General features: G+C 68.3%; 11 protein-coding genes. 2 read left to right on the top strand and 9 right to left on the bottom strand.

Going from position 1 to position 15,689, the window contains the following annotated elements:
• A partial coding sequence (locus FOZ70_RS10715; RefSeq protein ID WP_258025593.1) for a crotonase/enoyl-CoA hydratase family protein occupies window positions 1-515 on the top strand: 515 nt, incomplete at its 5' end.
• 45 nt (window positions 516-560) lie between these two features.
• Here FOZ70_RS10715 and pdeR read toward each other — a convergent pair.
• The 4 genes from pdeR to FOZ70_RS10695 all read right to left on the bottom strand — a co-directional run bounded on the left by pdeR (window position 561) and on the right by FOZ70_RS10695 (window position 9,070).
• Window positions 561-2,564 (bottom strand): cyclic di-GMP phosphodiesterase, encoded by a 2,004-nt coding sequence (gene pdeR / locus FOZ70_RS10710; protein ID WP_059488994.1) that lies wholly within the window; start codon window positions 2,562-2,564, stop codon window positions 561-563.
• A 574-nt stretch (window positions 2,565-3,138) separates the two neighbouring features.
• Entirely contained in the window at window positions 3,139-6,786 is a 3,648-nt protein-coding gene (locus FOZ70_RS10705; protein ID WP_219705842.1) for a hydantoinase B/oxoprolinase family protein, read from the bottom strand.
• Between the two features lie 121 nt (window positions 6,787-6,907).
• Entirely contained in the window at window positions 6,908-8,206 is a 1,299-nt protein-coding gene (locus FOZ70_RS10700) for an MFS transporter (RefSeq protein ID WP_219705840.1), read from the bottom strand.
• Between the two features lie 90 nt (window positions 8,207-8,296).
• The gene (locus tag FOZ70_RS10695) at window positions 8,297-9,070 is read right to left on the bottom strand and encodes a putative hydro-lyase (protein ID WP_219705838.1); all 774 of its coding nucleotides are present in this window, start codon (window positions 9,068-9,070) and stop codon (window positions 8,297-8,299) included.
• Window positions 9,071-9,275: 205 nt separating this feature from the next.
• On the opposite strand from FOZ70_RS10695, the gene FOZ70_RS10690 reads away from it, so the two are divergent.
• Entirely contained in the window at window positions 9,276-10,208 is a 933-nt protein-coding gene (locus FOZ70_RS10690) for a LysR family transcriptional regulator (protein ID WP_021161672.1), read from the top strand.
• A 182-nt stretch (window positions 10,209-10,390) separates the two neighbouring features.
• Here the strand turns inward: FOZ70_RS10690 and FOZ70_RS10685 are convergent, their stop codons facing one another.
• The 5 genes from FOZ70_RS10685 to FOZ70_RS10665 all read right to left on the bottom strand — a co-directional run bounded on the left by FOZ70_RS10685 (window position 10,391) and on the right by FOZ70_RS10665 (window position 15,619).
• A complete protein-coding gene (locus tag FOZ70_RS10685) occupies window positions 10,391-10,717 on the bottom strand; it encodes an antibiotic biosynthesis monooxygenase (RefSeq protein ID WP_219705836.1) in 327 nt (108 codons plus the stop codon).
• A gap of 65 nt (window positions 10,718-10,782) precedes the next feature.
• Window positions 10,783-11,769, bottom strand: coding sequence for a YkgJ family cysteine cluster protein (locus FOZ70_RS10680; protein WP_219705834.1), 987 nt, complete (start codon window positions 11,767-11,769; stop codon window positions 10,783-10,785).
• Complete coding sequence (locus FOZ70_RS10675; RefSeq protein ID WP_219705832.1) at window positions 11,763-12,599, bottom strand: MetQ/NlpA family lipoprotein; 837 nt, start codon at window positions 12,597-12,599, stop codon at window positions 11,763-11,765. The genes FOZ70_RS10680 and FOZ70_RS10675 overlap by 7 nt, the downstream gene beginning before the upstream one ends.
• Window positions 12,596-13,645, bottom strand: coding sequence for a formylglycine-generating enzyme family protein (locus FOZ70_RS10670; protein WP_060129417.1), 1,050 nt, complete (start codon window positions 13,643-13,645; stop codon window positions 12,596-12,598). The genes FOZ70_RS10675 and FOZ70_RS10670 overlap by 4 nt, the downstream gene beginning before the upstream one ends.
• Before the next feature lie 15 nt (window positions 13,646-13,660).
• Window positions 13,661-15,619, bottom strand: a complete 1,959-nt coding sequence (locus tag FOZ70_RS10665) for an arylsulfatase (RefSeq protein WP_219705830.1) — start codon at window positions 15,617-15,619, stop codon at window positions 13,661-13,663.
• Between the last annotated feature and the right edge of the window lie 70 nt (window positions 15,620-15,689).

Below are 15,689 nucleotides of genomic sequence, written 5' to 3'. Positions count from 1 at the left end.
GCTTCGGCACCGGGGCGATCTCGATCGCGATGGTCGAGGGCAGCGCGCTCGGCGGCGGCTTCGAGGCCGCGCTCGCGCATCACTACGTGCTCGCGCAGAAGGGCGTGAAGCTCGGGTTCCCCGAGATCGCGTTCAACCTGTTCCCGGGCATGGGCGGCTATTCACTGGTCGCGCGCAAGGCCGATCGGGGCCTCGCGGAGCAACTGATCGCGACCGGCGAAGCGCACGCATCCGAGTGGTATGAGGATCGCGGCCTGATCGACCAGACGTTCGACGCGGGTGACGCGTATCTCGCGATGCGTACCTTCATCGACGTGACGAAGCCGAAGCTGAACGGCGTGCGCGCGATGCTGCGCGCGCGTGAGCGGGTGTTCCAGCTGTCGCGCTCCGAGCTGATGGACATCACGGAAGCATGGGTGCATGCGGCGTTCACGATCGAGCCGAAGGATCTCGCGTACATGGAACGCCTCGTGATGCTGCAGAACCGGCGCGTGTCGAAGCTGCGCACGGTGTAGTGCGACGGGCGCCGCCTGCGGGCGGCGCCCTTTCATGAACGGCGCTCAGGCGATCAGCCTGAGCTTTCTCGTTTCCGCGAGCCACGCCTCGAACGCCTGTGCCGGCATCGGGCGCGCGTAGTAGTAGCCCTGCGCGTGATCGACGTCGAGCTGCTTGAGGAACTCGGCTTCCGCATGCGTTTCGACACCTTCGGCGATCACCGCGAAATTCAGCGCCTTCGCGAGCGACACGACCGAGCGCACCAGCGCCTGCGAGCGCGGATTGCGGTCGATGGCCGTGATGAAGGTGCGGTCGAGCTTGATCGCGTCGAGCGGCAGGCGCGACAACTGCGACAGCGACGAATAACCGGTGCCGAAATCGTCGAGATGGATCTCCGCGCCGAGCTGGCGGAACTGGCGCATCAGCCCATTGGCCGCCTCCTCGTCCTCGATGAAGCAGCTCTCGGTCAGCTCGATGTCGAGCAGGCCGGGCTTCAGGCCCGCGGCGTCGAGGATCGACGCCATCTGGTGCACGATGTTCATGTCCTGCAACTGCCGCGCGGACACGTTCACCGCGATCCGGATACCGAGCCCCTTCGCCTTCCACGCGGCGGCCTGCGCGGCCGCGGTGCGCATCACCCAGCGCCCGAGCGGCGCGATCAGGCCCGACTCCTCCGCGAAGCGGATGAACTCGATCGGCGCGACGAGCCCGCGATCGGGCGACTGCCAGCGGATCAGCGCCTCGACGCCATGCACGTCGCCGGTCGCGATATCGACGACCGGCTGGTAGTGCAGCACGAACTGCTCTTCTTCGAGCGCCTTGCGCAGGTTCGTGTCGAGCCACATGTACTTCGCGACCTTCTGGTTCATCTCCAGCGAGAACACGCGGTACGTATGCTTGCCCTCTTCCTTCGCGACGTACATCGCGGTATCCGCGCTGCGGATCAGCGTCTCGAGCGAGTCGCCGTGCTGCGGATGCATCGCGATGCCGATCGAGCAGCTCGTGTAGACCTCCATCAGCCCGAGATGGATCGGCGTGCGCAGCCGCTCGAGGATGATCTGCGCGGTCGCTTCGAGCAGCGGCCGCGTGCCGTGCTCGAACAGCACGAGGAATTCGTCGCCGCCGAGCCGCGCGAGCGTCGCGCCGGACGGCAGGCAGCCGCTGATGATCGCCGACACGTCCTGCAGCAGCCGGTCGCCGGTGATGTGCCCGTAGTGATCGTTGACGCGCTTGAAGTTGTCGAGATCGAGGAACAGGATGCCGACCTGCCCGCGCGTCGCGGCGGTTTCGGCGGCGATCGCCGCGTGGATGCGCTCGCTGATCGCATGGCGGTTCGGCAGCCCGGTGAGCACGTCGGTGTTCGCGAGTTCGGTGAGCCGCTGCTGCGCGCTGCGCTCCTCGGTGATGTCGATGCCCGAGCAGATCAGGAACTGCTCGTCGACCCCGCTGCCGCTCTGGACGAACTTGTTGCGGAACTGGAACAGGCGCGGCCCGTTGACCGTATTGATGTAGCGCTCGACCGCGAACGAGTGGTTGCTCGCGAAAAAGCCGGTGATGTTGCTGCGCGACTGCGCGCCCTGCTCCGGGCTCATGAACAGCTCGAACGCACTGCGGCCGATCACATCGACCTCGCGCTTGCCCGTCACTTCCTCGCACAGGCGGTTGAAGCGCTGCACCATCCCGTTGCGGTCGAGGATCACGACGAGCGAGTTCACCTCCGACACGACCTGCTCGGCGAACGCGAGCCCGTGCGCGAGATCGACCGCGACGGACTCGGCATCGGAATAGGCGGAGGCCGTGCCGGCCCAGTTGGTCGTGTCGACCTTCCGGCCGACGAGGTGGAGCCTGACCGGTTCGCCGAACAGCGCGATGTCGAGCACGAGGTGCGACGTGACGCCGGTCAGCGCGCGGATGCTCGCGGCCTGTTCGGCCGTCAGCGCGACGGCGACGTTGGTCAGGCCGCGGACGGCCGCCAGTTCGAGTGCATTGCTGTCGCTGCCGAGACGCCAGCAGGGGCTGCGCGTACCGACGTGCGCCTCGAGCACCGCGCTATCGTTTTCGTCATCCATGGAGACGCCCCGATCCAGAAAAAACGCACAGTGTAGACGGAGGCGAGTCGGCCGACCGCCCTTCCGGGCCGCGCAGCGCGCTCCCGGAAAGGCAACCGTGGTTGCCGTGATGATGGGCCTCGTCCCGTACTTGTTTCCAGCTAATGCGACCCGGCGTTCGCGCGTGATGCGCGCAGGTTGTACCTAACGAATGATGAGAGCCATCTTATCAAATGACGATCGAGAATGGCACTCACATTTAGAGCGGAGTGTCAAGGAATTGGGACTCGATTGGCAAGCCGGATTTTTCATGATTGGCAGCCCGTCTGAACGCGGGTGCGGCGGTGCGCAACGCGCCTGGCGCGACAGGCTGAACGCCCCGCCGGGCGGGCGTTTGCGGCCGATTCCGGAGTACCGGGGCAACGCTGCGGCGGGCTCGTGGCGACAGGGTCGGATCGCGTTCCTGCGACCCGGTTTTCCGTATTTTTTGATTCCGTTCGGGCATTAATGCACGGCTTTATTCCACAGTCCGTTGCAATGTTATCCGCGTGCCGGCGCGGTCGCCCACGCCGGTCGCCCGCGCCGGTCGCCCGGCTCAGCCCGCCGCGCCGTATCCGCCGCCGCCCGGGGTTTCGACGACGAACACGTCGCCCGGCGCCATCTGCGCACGGCCGATATGCTCGAGCGCCTCGACCGTGCCGTCCGCGCGCTCGATCGAGTTGCGGCCGAGGGCGCCGGCCTCGCCGCCCGCCGCACCGAACGGCGCGTGGATCCGGTTGTTCGACAGGATCGACGCGGTCATCGGCTCGAGGAAGCGGATCCGCCGCACCGCGCCGTCGCCGCCGCGCCAGCGGCCGCCGCCGCCCGACCCGGCGCGGATCCGGTGCGAATCGAGCCGCACCGGGTAGCGCCATTCCAGCACCTCCGGATCGGTGAGCCGCGAGTTCGTCATGTGCGTCTGCACCGCGCCGACGCCCGCGAAGCCGTCGCCGGCACCGCTGCCGCCCGCAATCGTCTCGTAGTACTGGTAGCGATCGTTGCCGAATGTGAAGTTATTCATCGTTCCCTGGCTCGACGCAACGCAGCCGAGCGCGCCGTACAGCGCGTTGGTGATGGCCGACGACGTCTCGACGTTGCCCGACACGACCGCCGCCGGATACTCGGGATTCAGCATCGAACGGGCCGGCACGATCACCGTGAGCGGCTTCAGGCAGCCGGCATTCAGCGGGATGTCGTCGCCGACCAGCGTCCGGAACACGTACAGCACGGCGGCCATGCACACGGCCTTCGGCGCATTGAAGTTGTTGTCGAGCTGCGCGGACGTGCCCGTGAAGTCGATTTCCGCGCGCCGCGCGGCCCGGTCGACGCGGATCGCGACGCGAATCTCCGCGCCGTTGTCGAGCGGGTAGCGGTACGCGCCGTCCTGCAGCGCGCCGATCACGCGCCGCACCGCTTCTTCCGCGTTGTCCTGCACGTGCCCCATGAACGCGAGCACGACGTCGCGGCCGAACTGCGCGACCATCCGGCGCAGCTCGTCGACGCCCTTCTGGTTCGCGGCGACCTGCGCGCGCAGGTCGGCCATGTTCTGCTCGACGTTGCGCGCCGGGTAACGGCCCGACGCGAGCAGCGCGCGGGTTTCCGCATCGCGCAGCGTGCCGGCCGACACGAGCTGCCAGTTGTCGATCAGCACGCCTTCCTCGTCGATATGCGTCGAATCGGGCGGCATCGAGCCCGGTGTCGTGCCGCCGATGTCCGCGTGGTGGCCGCGCGAGCCGACGTAGAACAGCGGCGCGTCCGAACCGTCCGCGAACACCGGCGTGATGACGGTCACGTCCGGCAGGTGCGTGCCGCCGTGATACGGATCGTTCAGCATGAACACGTCGCCGTCGCGCATGCGGCCGCGGTTGCGCTCGATCACCGTGCGGATGCTCTCGCCCATCGAGCCCAGGTGCACCGGCATGTGCGGCGCGTTCGCGATCAGGTTGCCGTCGCCGTCGAAGATCGCGCACGAGAAGTCGAGCCGCTCCTTGATGTTCACCGAGTACGCGGTGTTCTGCAGCCGCAGCCCCATCTGCTCGGCGATCGACATGAACAGGTTGTTGAAGATCTCGAGCCGCACCGGGTCGGCGTCGGTGCCGAGCGAGCGGCGCGTCGGCAGCGGCGTCGTACGTGTCAGCACGAGGTTGCCCTGCGCGGTCATCTGCGCGCGCCAGCCGGGCTCGACGACGGTCGTGCCGTTCTGTTCCGCGACGATCGCCGGGCCGTCGATCGCGTCGCCGGCCAGCAGCGTGTCGCGCACGTAGAGCGCCGCATCGTGCCATTGGCCGCCGGAATAAAAGCGCACCGCGGAATGCGCGCGCAGTGCGTCAGAGTCGCTGCCGTCGCCGCGCGGCGCGAGCGGGGCGATCTCCACCGGCGCGTCGGAGCGGCCGATCGCCTCGACCGACGCGAGTTCGGCCACCAGCGGCGTGCCGGGCATCAGGAACGCGTAGCGCTGCCGGTACGCGGCCTCGAATGCCTGCTGCATCGCGGCGACGCTGCCGGCCGGCACGTCGAGCGTCGAATCGGTGCCCTGGTAGCGCAGGTGCACGCGGCGCTCGATCGCGATCCGCGCCTGCGGCACGCCCTGTTCGAGCAACGCGCCGACGGCCTCGTCGGCCAGCCGGTCGAGCGCCGCGTTCAGCGCCGGCAGCGACGCGTCGGACAACACCGCCTCGACCGCACGCTCGCGCATCGCGGTCTGGTCGGCGAGGCCCATCCCGTATGCGGACAGCACGCCCGCGAGCGGGTGCGCGAACACCTGCGTCATCCCGAGCGCGTCGGCCACGCCGCACGCATGCTGGCCGCCCGCGCCGCCGAACGTCGTCAGCACGTAGCGTGACACGTCGTGGCCGCGCTGCACCGAGATCTTCTTGATCGCGTTCGCCATGCTGCCGATCGCGATTTCCAGGAAACCTTCGGCGAGCGCCTCGGGCGTCTCGCGCCGCCCGGTCGCCGCGTGGATCTCGTCGGCGAGCGCGGCGAACTTCGCGACCACGCCGTCGCGGTCGAGCGGTTCGTCCGCATGCGGGCCGAACACGCGCGGGAAATGATCGGGCTGGATCTTGCCGAGCATCACGTTGCAGTCGGTCACCGTCAGCGGGCCGCCGCGCCGGTACGCGGCCGGCCCCGGGTTCGCGCCGGCCGACTCGGGCCCGACGCGCAGCCGCGCGCCGTCGAAGCCCAGCACCGAGCCGCCGCCGGCGGCCACCGTATGGATGCTCATCATCGGCGCGCGCATCCGCACGCCGGCCACCTGCGTCTCGAACACGCGCTCGAACTCGCCGTGGTAATGCGACACGTCCGTCGACGTGCCGCCCATGTCGAAGCCGATCACGCGCTCGAAGCCGGCCGCCTGCGCGGCGCGAACCATCCCGACGATGCCGCCGGCCGGGCCCGACAGGATCGCGTCCTTGCCCTGGAACGCGTCGGCACGCGTGAGGCCGCCGCTGCTCTGCATGAACTGCAGGTTCACGCCCGGCATCTCGTGCGCGACCTGCTCGACATAACGACGCAGGATCGGCGACAGGTACGCGTCGACGACGGTCGTGTCGCCGCGCGACACCATCTTCATCAGCGGCGACACCTCGTGCGACACCGATACCTGCGTGAAGCCGATCCGGCGCGCCAGCGCGGCCAGCGCGCGTTCGTGCGCGGTGTAGCGATAGCCGTGGATCAGCACGATCGCGAGCGCGCGCACGCCCGAGTCGTACACGCGGCGCAGCGACGCTTCGGCCTGCTCCGCGTCGAGCGGCACGACGACGTCGCCGTGCGCGCCGACGCGCTCGTCGATCTCGACGACGGTTTCGTACAGCGCGTCGGGCAGCACGATGTCGAGATCGAACAGGCGCGGCCGGTTCTGGTACGCGATGCGCAGCACGTCGCGAAAACCGCGCGTCGTCGCGAGCGCAGTGCGTTCGCCCTTGCGTTCGAGCAGCGCGTTGGTCGCGACCGTCGTGCCCATCTTCACCATGTCGACGCGCTCGGGCGTGATCGGCTCGCCGGCCGCGAGGCCCAGCAGGTGGCGAATCCCGGCCACGGCCGCGTCGCGATACTGCTCGGGGTTCTCCGACAGCAGCTTGTGCGTGACGAGCGTGCCGTCGGGCCGGCGCGCGACGATGTCGGTGAACGTGCCGCCGCGGTCGATCCAGAATTGCCAGCGCGCGGCGTCGGAGGAAACGGGGGTGTCGTGTCGGTCAGTCATGATGTCGGGTCGATGCGTCGTGAAATCGAGGGACGAGCGCCGCCGCACGGCGCGCGCGGCGCGCCATGTCACGGGGGCGATGAAAGGGGGAGGACAACGCGGGGCGGACCGCCCCGCCGGTTCAGGCGGCGTCGAGTTCGCGGCCGCGTGTCTCGGGCAGCGTCAGCGCGGCGACGATCACCACGCCGTATGCGGTGACCGCGAAGATGCCGATGCTCATGCCGAGCCCGTATTGCTTCGACAGCGCGCCGATCAGGAACGGGAACAGCGCACCGATCGCGCGGCCCACGTTGTAGCAGAAGCCCTGGCCGGAGCCGCGCACGCGGGTCGGGAACAGTTCGGTGAGGAATGCGCCCATCCCCGAGAAGATGCCCGATGCGAAGAAACCGAGCGGGAAACCGAGCCACAGCATCGACGCGTTGGTCAGGTTCAGCGACGTGTACGCGAACGCGATCACCATCGAGCCGAGCGCGAACAGGATGAAGTTCGGCTTGCGGCCGAGGCGGTCGGTCAGGTACGCGCTCGTCAGGTAGCCGACCCACGAGCCGAAGATGATCATCGCCAGATAACCGCCGGTGCCCATCACCGTGAGGTGACGCTCGGTCTTCAGGAAGGTCGGCAGCCACGTCGTGATCGCGTAGTAGCCGCCCTGCGCGCCGGTCGTCAGCAGCGCCGCGCGCAGCGTCGTCGTGATCAGCTTCGGCGCGAAGATCTCGGTGAGGCGCGGCGCGTCGGCCACTTTCGCCTGCGCGGCCTTCTCCTTCTCGTAGACGTCCGGCTCCTTCACGTAGCGGCGGATCGCGACGACCAGCAGCGCCGGTGCGAGCCCGACGAGGAACAGCGCGCGCCACGCCTGCTCGGCAGGCAGCACCGAGAACAGCAGCGCATACAGCAGCGCGCACAGCCCCCAGCCGATCGCCCAGCCCGACTGCACGAGGCCGACCGCCTTGCCGCGGTCGCGTGCGCGGATCACTTCGCCGATCAGCACGGCGCCGGCCGTCCATTCGCCGCCGAAGCCGAAACCCATCAGCGCGCGCGCGGCGAGCAGCTGATGGTAGTTCTGCGCGAGCCCGCACAACGCGGTGAACACGGCGAACCACAGCACCGTGAGCTGCAGTGTGCGCACGCGGCCGATCCGGTCGGACAGGATGCCGGCGATCCAGCCGCCGGCCGCCGACGCGAGCAGCGTGACCGTGCCGATGAAGCCCGCATCCGCGAACGAGATGCCCCAGGTCGCGACGAGCGTCGGGATCACGAACGACAGCATCTGCGTGTCCATCCCGTCGAGCATGTAGCCGACCTTGCAGCTCCAGAACGCGCGGCGCTCGCGCGGCTGCGCGTCGCCGTACCACGAGAACAGGCCGTTGCGCTCGGGGCTCGCGGGCTCCGCGGCGCTCGCCGCGAGGGTCTTGCTTTCCATGGTGATGCTCCTGTCGTGATGCGCCGTCAAACGGCGGTCGTGCGTGCGGTATGTGGTGCGGTATGTCGTGCGGGCCGTCGTCGCCCCGGATCAGAATACGGCCAGCGACGCGTTCGTGATGTCGGTCATCAGCATGTGGCCGGGTGTGTGCGCGATCGCGATCGGCAGCTTCGCGTCCATCAGCGCGGTTTGCGGCGTCACGCCGCACGCCCAGAACACCGGTAGCTCGCCGTCGCGGATCGTCACCGCGTCGCCGAATTCGGGCGCGTTCAGGTCGGCGATGCCGAGTTCGCGCGGATCGCCGAGATGGATCGGCGCGCCGTGCACGCCCGGAAACCGGCTCGTGACCTGCACCGCGCGGATCGCGTCGGCGCCGCGCATCGGCCGCATCGACACGACGAGCTGGCCACCGAAGATCCCCGCCCGGCGGTTCGGGATCGACGTGCGGTACATCGGCACGTTGCGCCCCTCCTCGACGTGGCGCAGGCCGATCCCTTCGCGGGCCAGCATGTCCTCGAACGAGAACGAGCAGCCGATCGCGAACACGACGAAATCGTCGCGCCACAGCGCTTCCAGCGACTCGACGCGCTCGGTCAGGCGGCCGTCGCGATAGATGTTGTAGCTCGGCACGTCGGTGCGGATGTCGAGATCCTCGCCGAGCGCGTCGACCCGGAACGCGCCCGGTTCGCCGACGCCCAGCAGCGGGCAGGCTTTCGGGTTCGCCTGACAGAAGCGCAGGAAATCGTGCGCATACGCATCAGGCAGGATCGCGAGGTTCGCTTGCGCGTACGGGCCGCAATGGCCCGCGGTCGGGCCGCGGAATGCGCCGCGGCGCACGGACTGGCGGAATTCGGAAGGCGTCATGAGGTTCTGTCGCTTATCGGTGTGTCGTCGGGATGACGGTGCCGTGTCATCGGATACGGCGAAGAATAGAAAAGAAAAAATTTTGTCGCCAACGAGTTTTTTTGCGCTTCGTGTATAGAATTTCTTAACAGGTCTTCGGGTTTTCCCCGGCTCCGTTCACTTTTCCTCACCGGCAAAGTGCGCATCCACGCTCCGTCCGACCGCCATGAACACGCGTTTTCTCGAAACCTTCGTCACGCTCGCGAAGCTGCGCAACTTCCGCACGACGGCCGCCGCGCTGCATGCGACGCCGGCCGCGATCTCGCAGCGCCTGAAGGCGCTCGAGGACGAATTGCAGACGGTACTCGTCGACCGCGACAGCCGCGAGTTCCGGCTCACGCCGAACGGCGAATACCTGCTCGGCTACGCGAAAGCCGTGGTCGAGGCGACGCAGGAACTGCTGGCCGCCGCGTCCGGCGAAAGTGCGCTGCGCGGGAAGCTGCGGCTCGGCGTGATCGAGACCGTCGTGCACAGCTGGCTGCCGCACTACATGCGGCGGCTGGCGGCCGACTATCCGCAGCTGGAAATCGACCTGACCGTCGACGTCAGCGTCGTGCTGCAGCGCCGGCTGATGGCCGGCGAGCTCGACCTGATCATCCGCGTGGAAGGCAGCGACGAAGCGTCGGTCGTGTGCGACGCGCTCGCGAACTATCCGGTGCGCTGGATCGCGCGGGCGGGGCTGCTGCCGAATACGCGCTCGGGCCTCGCGCGGCAGGTGCTGCGCCAGCCGATTCTCACGTATGGGCGCGGTACGGCGCCCCACCGCGCGCTCGAGGATATCGTCCGTACCCTTGCGCATGCGCACGGCGTGCCGCTGTCGGACACGCGCATCACCGGGTCGCCTTCCATCTCCGTGATCGTTCAGCTCGTGCGCGACGGTTTCGGCGTCGCGGCGATTCCGGTGCTGTTCGTCGATGCGCTGATCGAAAGCGGCGAAGTCGTCGAACTGCCGCTGCAGCCGTCACCGCCGTCGATCGTCGTGTCGATGTCGCGGCGGGCGGATGCGCCGAGGTTCGTGCACGGCGCGTCGATTGCGGCGCGGGTCGCGTGTCATGAGTATTGCGAGAAGAGTACGCGGCGGTTGGTTGAAGCGCTCTGAGGCGTGGGTCGCGCAAAGCTGTGTTTTTCGGGTTCCTGAGCGTATAGCCCAGCCACCTTGGCCATGCTTGATGAAGAATTGATTGCACGCGATACCGCGGAAATACGTGTTCAAGCGCGAGCTTCCAGGCGCGGCATGTCGTTACTTATCTGCAATGCGAAATAAATGATTCAGACAGCTATTCACGCGGATAACCCTCCGTGCGGCTGCATCAGCTTGCCGTCGCCGTACTCGCGCAGCACCTTCGAAATCACGACGCGATAGCCGTCCAGCCAGCACGCCTGCTTCGCCTTTGCCTCGCGATGCGCCGGATGCTGCATCAACTGCTGCAGCGCCGCCTCCGACTCCCAGTAGTAGACGTTCTGGATCAACCCCGATTCGGCGTTCTCCCACGTCTCCTCGCCGAGATAGCCGGGAGTCGCGCGCGCCATGTCGGCGATCTGCCGGTCGAGCCGGTGGAACTCGTCGTCGTATTGACCGGCACGAAAAATGAAGGTCGACGCGTACATGCCTGCTCCAGCGACAGCGATTGAAAGAGCGGCGATTGTAAGGCACGCGCAGTGTGCCGCGATCGTCACGCGGCCAGCGGATCGGCACCGGCCTGGCCGGCGAGCCACGCGTCGATGCGCGGCGCGTCTTCACGCATGCCGGCCGTGGGCGCCGGCATCGCGGCCAGCGCGTGCCGTGCACGTTCGAGCGCCTCGCCGAAGCCGCGCAACTCGCGCGTCGCGGGGCGGTCGCCGGCATGCCGGCGTGCGAGTGCCGCGTCGATGTTCGCGGCGATCAATGCACGCTGAGCGTCGATGAAGTCGATGCACAGCGTGCGGCAATGCGCGGATACCGACGCAACGGCGAGCAGGACGGGCACGATCGACACGGTCAGGTAGCCGCCGGGTGCAAGCCGCGACAGCGCACGGTGTACCTCCTGCCCGCCGCCGGTCAACGATGCGAACACCGCGTCGCGCCACACCGCGCGCTCGAACACGAGCGCATCGCGATATGCATCGAGCGCCGCGCGGTCTGCGACCTGTCCGGCCGTCACCAGCAGAATCGGGAACGAAGCCGCGACGGAAGATTGCGTGCTCGTCGTTTCGACAATACAGTCCGCGCCAAGCCACGCCGCATCGTCGCGCCGCGCGGCCAGCACTCGGGACTGCAGCCGGTCGGGCAGCATCGGATCGAGCGGCACCGCGCCGCAGATCGACGGCTTGTCCGCATGTACGCTGCAGCGGCCGTCGTCGGCCAGTGCCGCGCAACGGCCGAGCGACGGATAGTCGTAGCCCTGCAGCGTCAGCGCGATCCATTCGCTCCCCGCGCCGCCGGTGCGATGAAACAACTGCCCGGCCAGCGCATCAAAAGCCGCGACATCGTCGGCATCGAACGCGTGCTCGCGGCCGCCCGCATGCCAGCGCTCGCCGATCCGCCGCTTCGGCACGCGACCGATCGTCAGCGCACCGACGAAGCGATGCCGATGCCGGAACAGTTCGCGCAACGACAGCGTCGGCGGGCTGTTGCAGCAGCGTCCGCATGCGTTACACGCGAGCAGGTAGGTGTCTACCACGGCCGTCGCACCGAATCCTGGTAGCGCGTGAGAATGAAACGCGCGACGTCGTCCGAGTGATAGGCGGCGACGAGCTGCGTCACCCACGGCTTCGCGCGATCGGCATCGCGCACCGTCAGCACGTTCGCATACGGCGAGCGCGCGTCCTCGAGGCTGATGCTGTCGCGCGCGGGTTGCAGCCCGGCACGCGCGGCATCGTCGCTGTCGATTGCAACGAACGCGGCCTTGTCGAGCGCCGCGTAAAGGCGTTCGCGGCGCAGCGCGACGAGCTTCAGCCCGAGCCGGTTGCCGGTCACGTCGCGCAGCGTCGCATGCAGCCCGGCCTGCTCGCGCAGCGTCACCAGCGTGTCGTTCTGCAGCAGCACGAGCGCACGCGCCATCCCGCGCGGATCGGCGGGAATCGCGACCGTCGCACCGGGTTGCAGTTCGTTCAGGTTCTTGAGCTTGCGCGAATAAAGCGCCATCGGCAGCGTGACGGTCGGCGCGATCCCGGTCAGGGCGTAGCGTTTCTGCGCGCGCGTCGCGGCAAGCTGTTGCGCATCCTCGAAGCTGGCCGCGTCGATCCGGCCATCGGCCAGCGCCGCGTCGATGCGCGACGCATCGTCGAATTCGACGACGTCGATGCCGAATCCTCGTGACGCGGCGACCCGCTTCACTTCGTCGAGGATCTGCGCATGCACGCCGCGCGTCACGCCGACGCGGACGGCCGCAGCAGTCGCTGCAGTCGCTGCAGTCGGTGCAGTCGATTCAGCGGCGATGGCCAAAGCCGGATGAACGCCCCCGCACGCGACCATCAGCCACGCGCCCAGGTAGTGCACGACGCGCTTCATGACGCGTCCCTCAGAATCGTGCGAAATCCGATATGCGACGCACCGAGATCGGCTTCCTGCTGTTCACGCGACGACGCGCGATAGCGCACGCAGTAATCGCGCGAGCACAGGAACGAGCCGCCCTTGATGACCATCGGTGTATCGTGCCGACGCGTCGGCGGCGCGACGGCCGCCGTGTCGCCGTTGGTATGCGACTGGTGCGGGCCCGTATAGGCGTCCTTCGTCCACTCCCACGCATTGCCGATCATGTCGTAGAGCCGGAACCCGTTCGCCGCGTAGCAGCCGACGGGCGCGAGCCCCGCATGGCCGTCCTCGGCCGTGTCGAGCACCGGGAACGCGCCCTGCCAGTAGTTCGCGGCCGGCTTGCCCTGCGCGTCGCGCGGCGCCGCGTCGAGCGACGCGTCGTCGCGGCCCGCCTTGCCCGCGTATTCCCATTCGGCCTCGGTCGGCAGGTCGCGGCCGAGCCAGCGCGCATACGCGAGCGCATCGCGTTGCGTGACGAGCGTGACGGGCAGGTTGCCGATCCCGTCGACGCCGCTGCCCGGCCCGCGCGGATGGCGCCACGATGCGCCCTTCACCCACGACCACCACGCGAGGTCACGCGCGTTCATCTCGTCGCGCGTCGGCACATGGAACACGGCCGCCCCGCCCTGCTGCTCGGCCTCGGTAACGTAGCCGGTAGCTTGCACGAACGCGGCGAACTGCGCGATCGTCACGTCGGTCTGGTCGATCCAGAAGCCGCCGACGCGCGTGCGGCCGTCGCCCACCGGGCGCTCGTCCGCATAGCCGCGCGTGCTGCCGAACACGAACGCGCCGCCGCGCAGGTGCACCATCCCGGCCTTCGGGTCGTCGCGCCACTTTGCCGGCAGCCCCGAGTAACGCTCGCACTGCCGCTCCGAGCCGAGCGGCGCGAGCGCGCGGCCGCGATTCGCGTCGTCGAATGCGTCGCCCCCCGGCGCGACGGGATTCGCATAACCGGCCGCGAACGCGGCGGCGAACAACGTGACGGCCAGCGCCGCGCCGATCGTCCAGAACCGGAACCGCATCGTGTCGCCCCGGTATCAGTAGTAACCGCGCGGACGCAGCGGTTCGACGCCGCCGACGTTGCTCATGTAGGTCTTCCACTGGTCGACGAGCGTGCCGATCACCGACGGGTTCTGCGCCGACACGTCGGTCGTCTCGCCGCGATCCGACGCGAGGTCGTAAAGCTGCCAGTGTCCGTCGAGCGGCCCGAGCGGCGGTTCGGTCCACAGTGCCTTCCAGCGGCCGTCGGCGCTGCGCAGGTAGGCTCGTCCGTAGGCTTCGTCGCCGAACGGCGTCGTATGCACCTCGCCCGTCGCCGACCCCGTGAGCACCGGCAGCAGCGACTGGCCGGTGACCGGATACACGTAGCGGTTGTTGTAGATCACCTTGCCCTTGTTCTGGTCGACGCCCGTCAGCGTGTTGACGAGCGGCGGCGCCGGCTGCGACGGCGGCGTGACGCCCGCGATCGCGAGGAACGTCGCCGTGTTGTCGGTCACGTGCGTGAACGCGCGCAGCGTCGGCAACTGCTGCGTCTGGCCCGGCAGGCGCACGATCGTCGGCGTCGATACGCCGCCTTCGGCCGAATACCCCTTCGTGAGCCGGAACGGCGACGCGCTCACCTCGGCCCAGCGCAGCCCGTACTGCAGGCGCTGCGCGTTCTGCTTGCCGTTGTCGGTGCCGAGGGTCGAGTAGACCGGCTCCTGCCCGTTCGCGGTGTCGGTCGCCGTCGGGTCCGCGCCCGAGTCGATCGGCCAGCCTTCTGCGCCGTTGTCCGACTGGAACATGATGAACGTGTTGTCGTATTCGCCGATGTCCTTCAGGTGCTGGATCAGGAGTCCGATGTTGTAGTCGAGGTTCTCGACCATCCCCGCATAGATCTCCATGTAGCGCGCCTGCGCCCGGCGCTCGGCCGGCGACAGGCTCGACCACAGCTTGTCGACCTTGCCGGGGCCGTAGTCGCTGTAGCCGTCGGCGGCCGAATGCACCGCGCTGATGTACTTCGCGCTCGCGGTGCCGTTGTTCGCGGTCGCGGGCGACGCCGCCGTCGTTTCGGGCAGGCCGTCGAACGGCTTGAAGTCGGCGGGGATCAGGCCGAGCGCCTTCTGCCGTGCGATCCGCGCATTGCGGATCGCGTCGTAGCCGGCGTCGTACACGCCCGCGTACTTGTGCAGCCATGGCTCGGGCACCTGCAGCGGCCAGTGCGGCGACGTATACGCCGCGTACGCGAAGAACGGCTTGCCGTCGCGCTTGTTCGAATCGATGTACGAGATCAGCTTCTGCGTATAGAAATCGGTCGAATAGAACACGGCCGGGCTGCCGCCCGCACCGCCCGGCTGCCCGGGCTGGCCAGGCTGCACGTAACGGCCGTCTTCCGTGTAGTTCGACGAGCCGGCCGGCTCGTGCGCGAAGTGGTTGGTCGCCGCGCCGCCGAGCAGCACGTAGCTGCGCTCGAAGCCCCATTGGTCCGGCGTCTGCCCGCTGCCCGTCGCGCTGCCGACGATCCCCGAGCCGATATGCCACTTGCCCGCGATGTACGTGTGGTAACCGGCATCCTTCAATAGTTGTGCGAACGATAGCGCGCGGTCGTTCAGGTAGCCCTCGTAGCCGGGCAACCCGCGCCGTTCGTCGGTCGGCACCCCCATCGTGCCTTCGCCGACCAGATGGTGATCGGTGCCGGACACCAGCATCGCGCGCGTGATCGCGCAGACGGTGCCCGTGTGATGGTTCGACAGGATGCGGCCCGACGCGACGAGCGCGTCGAGGTTCGGCGTGTTGATCTCGCCGCCGAATGCATGGATGTCGGAATAGCCGAGATCGTCGGCCATGATGTACAGGATGTTCGGGCGTTTCGCCGCCAGCGGTGGCGCGGGGTTCGTCGATGACGACGGCGCATCGCTGTCGACGCCGCCGCAAGATGCGAGCGACAACGCGCCGGCAATCGCGGCGCAGACGACACGGAAACGAAAAGCATGCAACGGCGAAGCGGACTTTTTCATCGTTCTGGAACGCGCGATCTACGGGATCGGCGATCTTAGCGTCGCGCGCGCGGCCCCCAAAGTCCGATTC

Origin of the sequence: Burkholderia sp. COPS, from assembly GCF_019425585.1 — a bacterium.
GTDB lineage: Bacteria > Pseudomonadota > Gammaproteobacteria > Burkholderiales > Burkholderiaceae > Burkholderia > Burkholderia cepacia.
The sequence above is the reverse complement of the archived record's forward strand: the minus strand, read 5'-3'. Positions and strand labels throughout refer to the sequence as shown.

Coding starts and splice junctions, on each gene's coding strand:
- pdeR (WP_059488994.1), bottom strand. CDS start 2,564: ATGGATGACGAAAACGATAGCGCGGTGCTCGAGGCGCACGTCGGTACG.
- FOZ70_RS10705 (WP_219705842.1), bottom strand. CDS start 6,786: ATGACTGACCGACACGACACCCCCGTTTCCTCCGACGCCGCGCGCTGG.
- FOZ70_RS10700 (WP_219705840.1), bottom strand. CDS start 8,206: ATGGAAAGCAAGACCCTCGCGGCGAGCGCCGCGGAGCCCGCGAGCCCC.
- FOZ70_RS10695 (WP_219705838.1), bottom strand. CDS start 9,070: ATGACGCCTTCCGAATTCCGCCAGTCCGTGCGCCGCGGCGCATTCCGC.
- FOZ70_RS10690 (WP_021161672.1), top strand. CDS start 9,276: ATGAACACGCGTTTTCTCGAAACCTTCGTCACGCTCGCGAAGCTGCGC.
- FOZ70_RS10685 (WP_219705836.1), bottom strand. CDS start 10,717: ATGTACGCGTCGACCTTCATTTTTCGTGCCGGTCAATACGACGACGAG.
- FOZ70_RS10675 (WP_219705832.1), bottom strand. CDS start 12,599: ATGAAGCGCGTCGTGCACTACCTGGGCGCGTGGCTGATGGTCGCGTGC.
- FOZ70_RS10670 (WP_060129417.1), bottom strand. CDS start 13,645: ATGCGGTTCCGGTTCTGGACGATCGGCGCGGCGCTGGCCGTCACGTTG.
- FOZ70_RS10665 (WP_219705830.1), bottom strand. CDS start 15,619: ATGAAAAAGTCCGCTTCGCCGTTGCATGCTTTTCGTTTCCGTGTCGTC.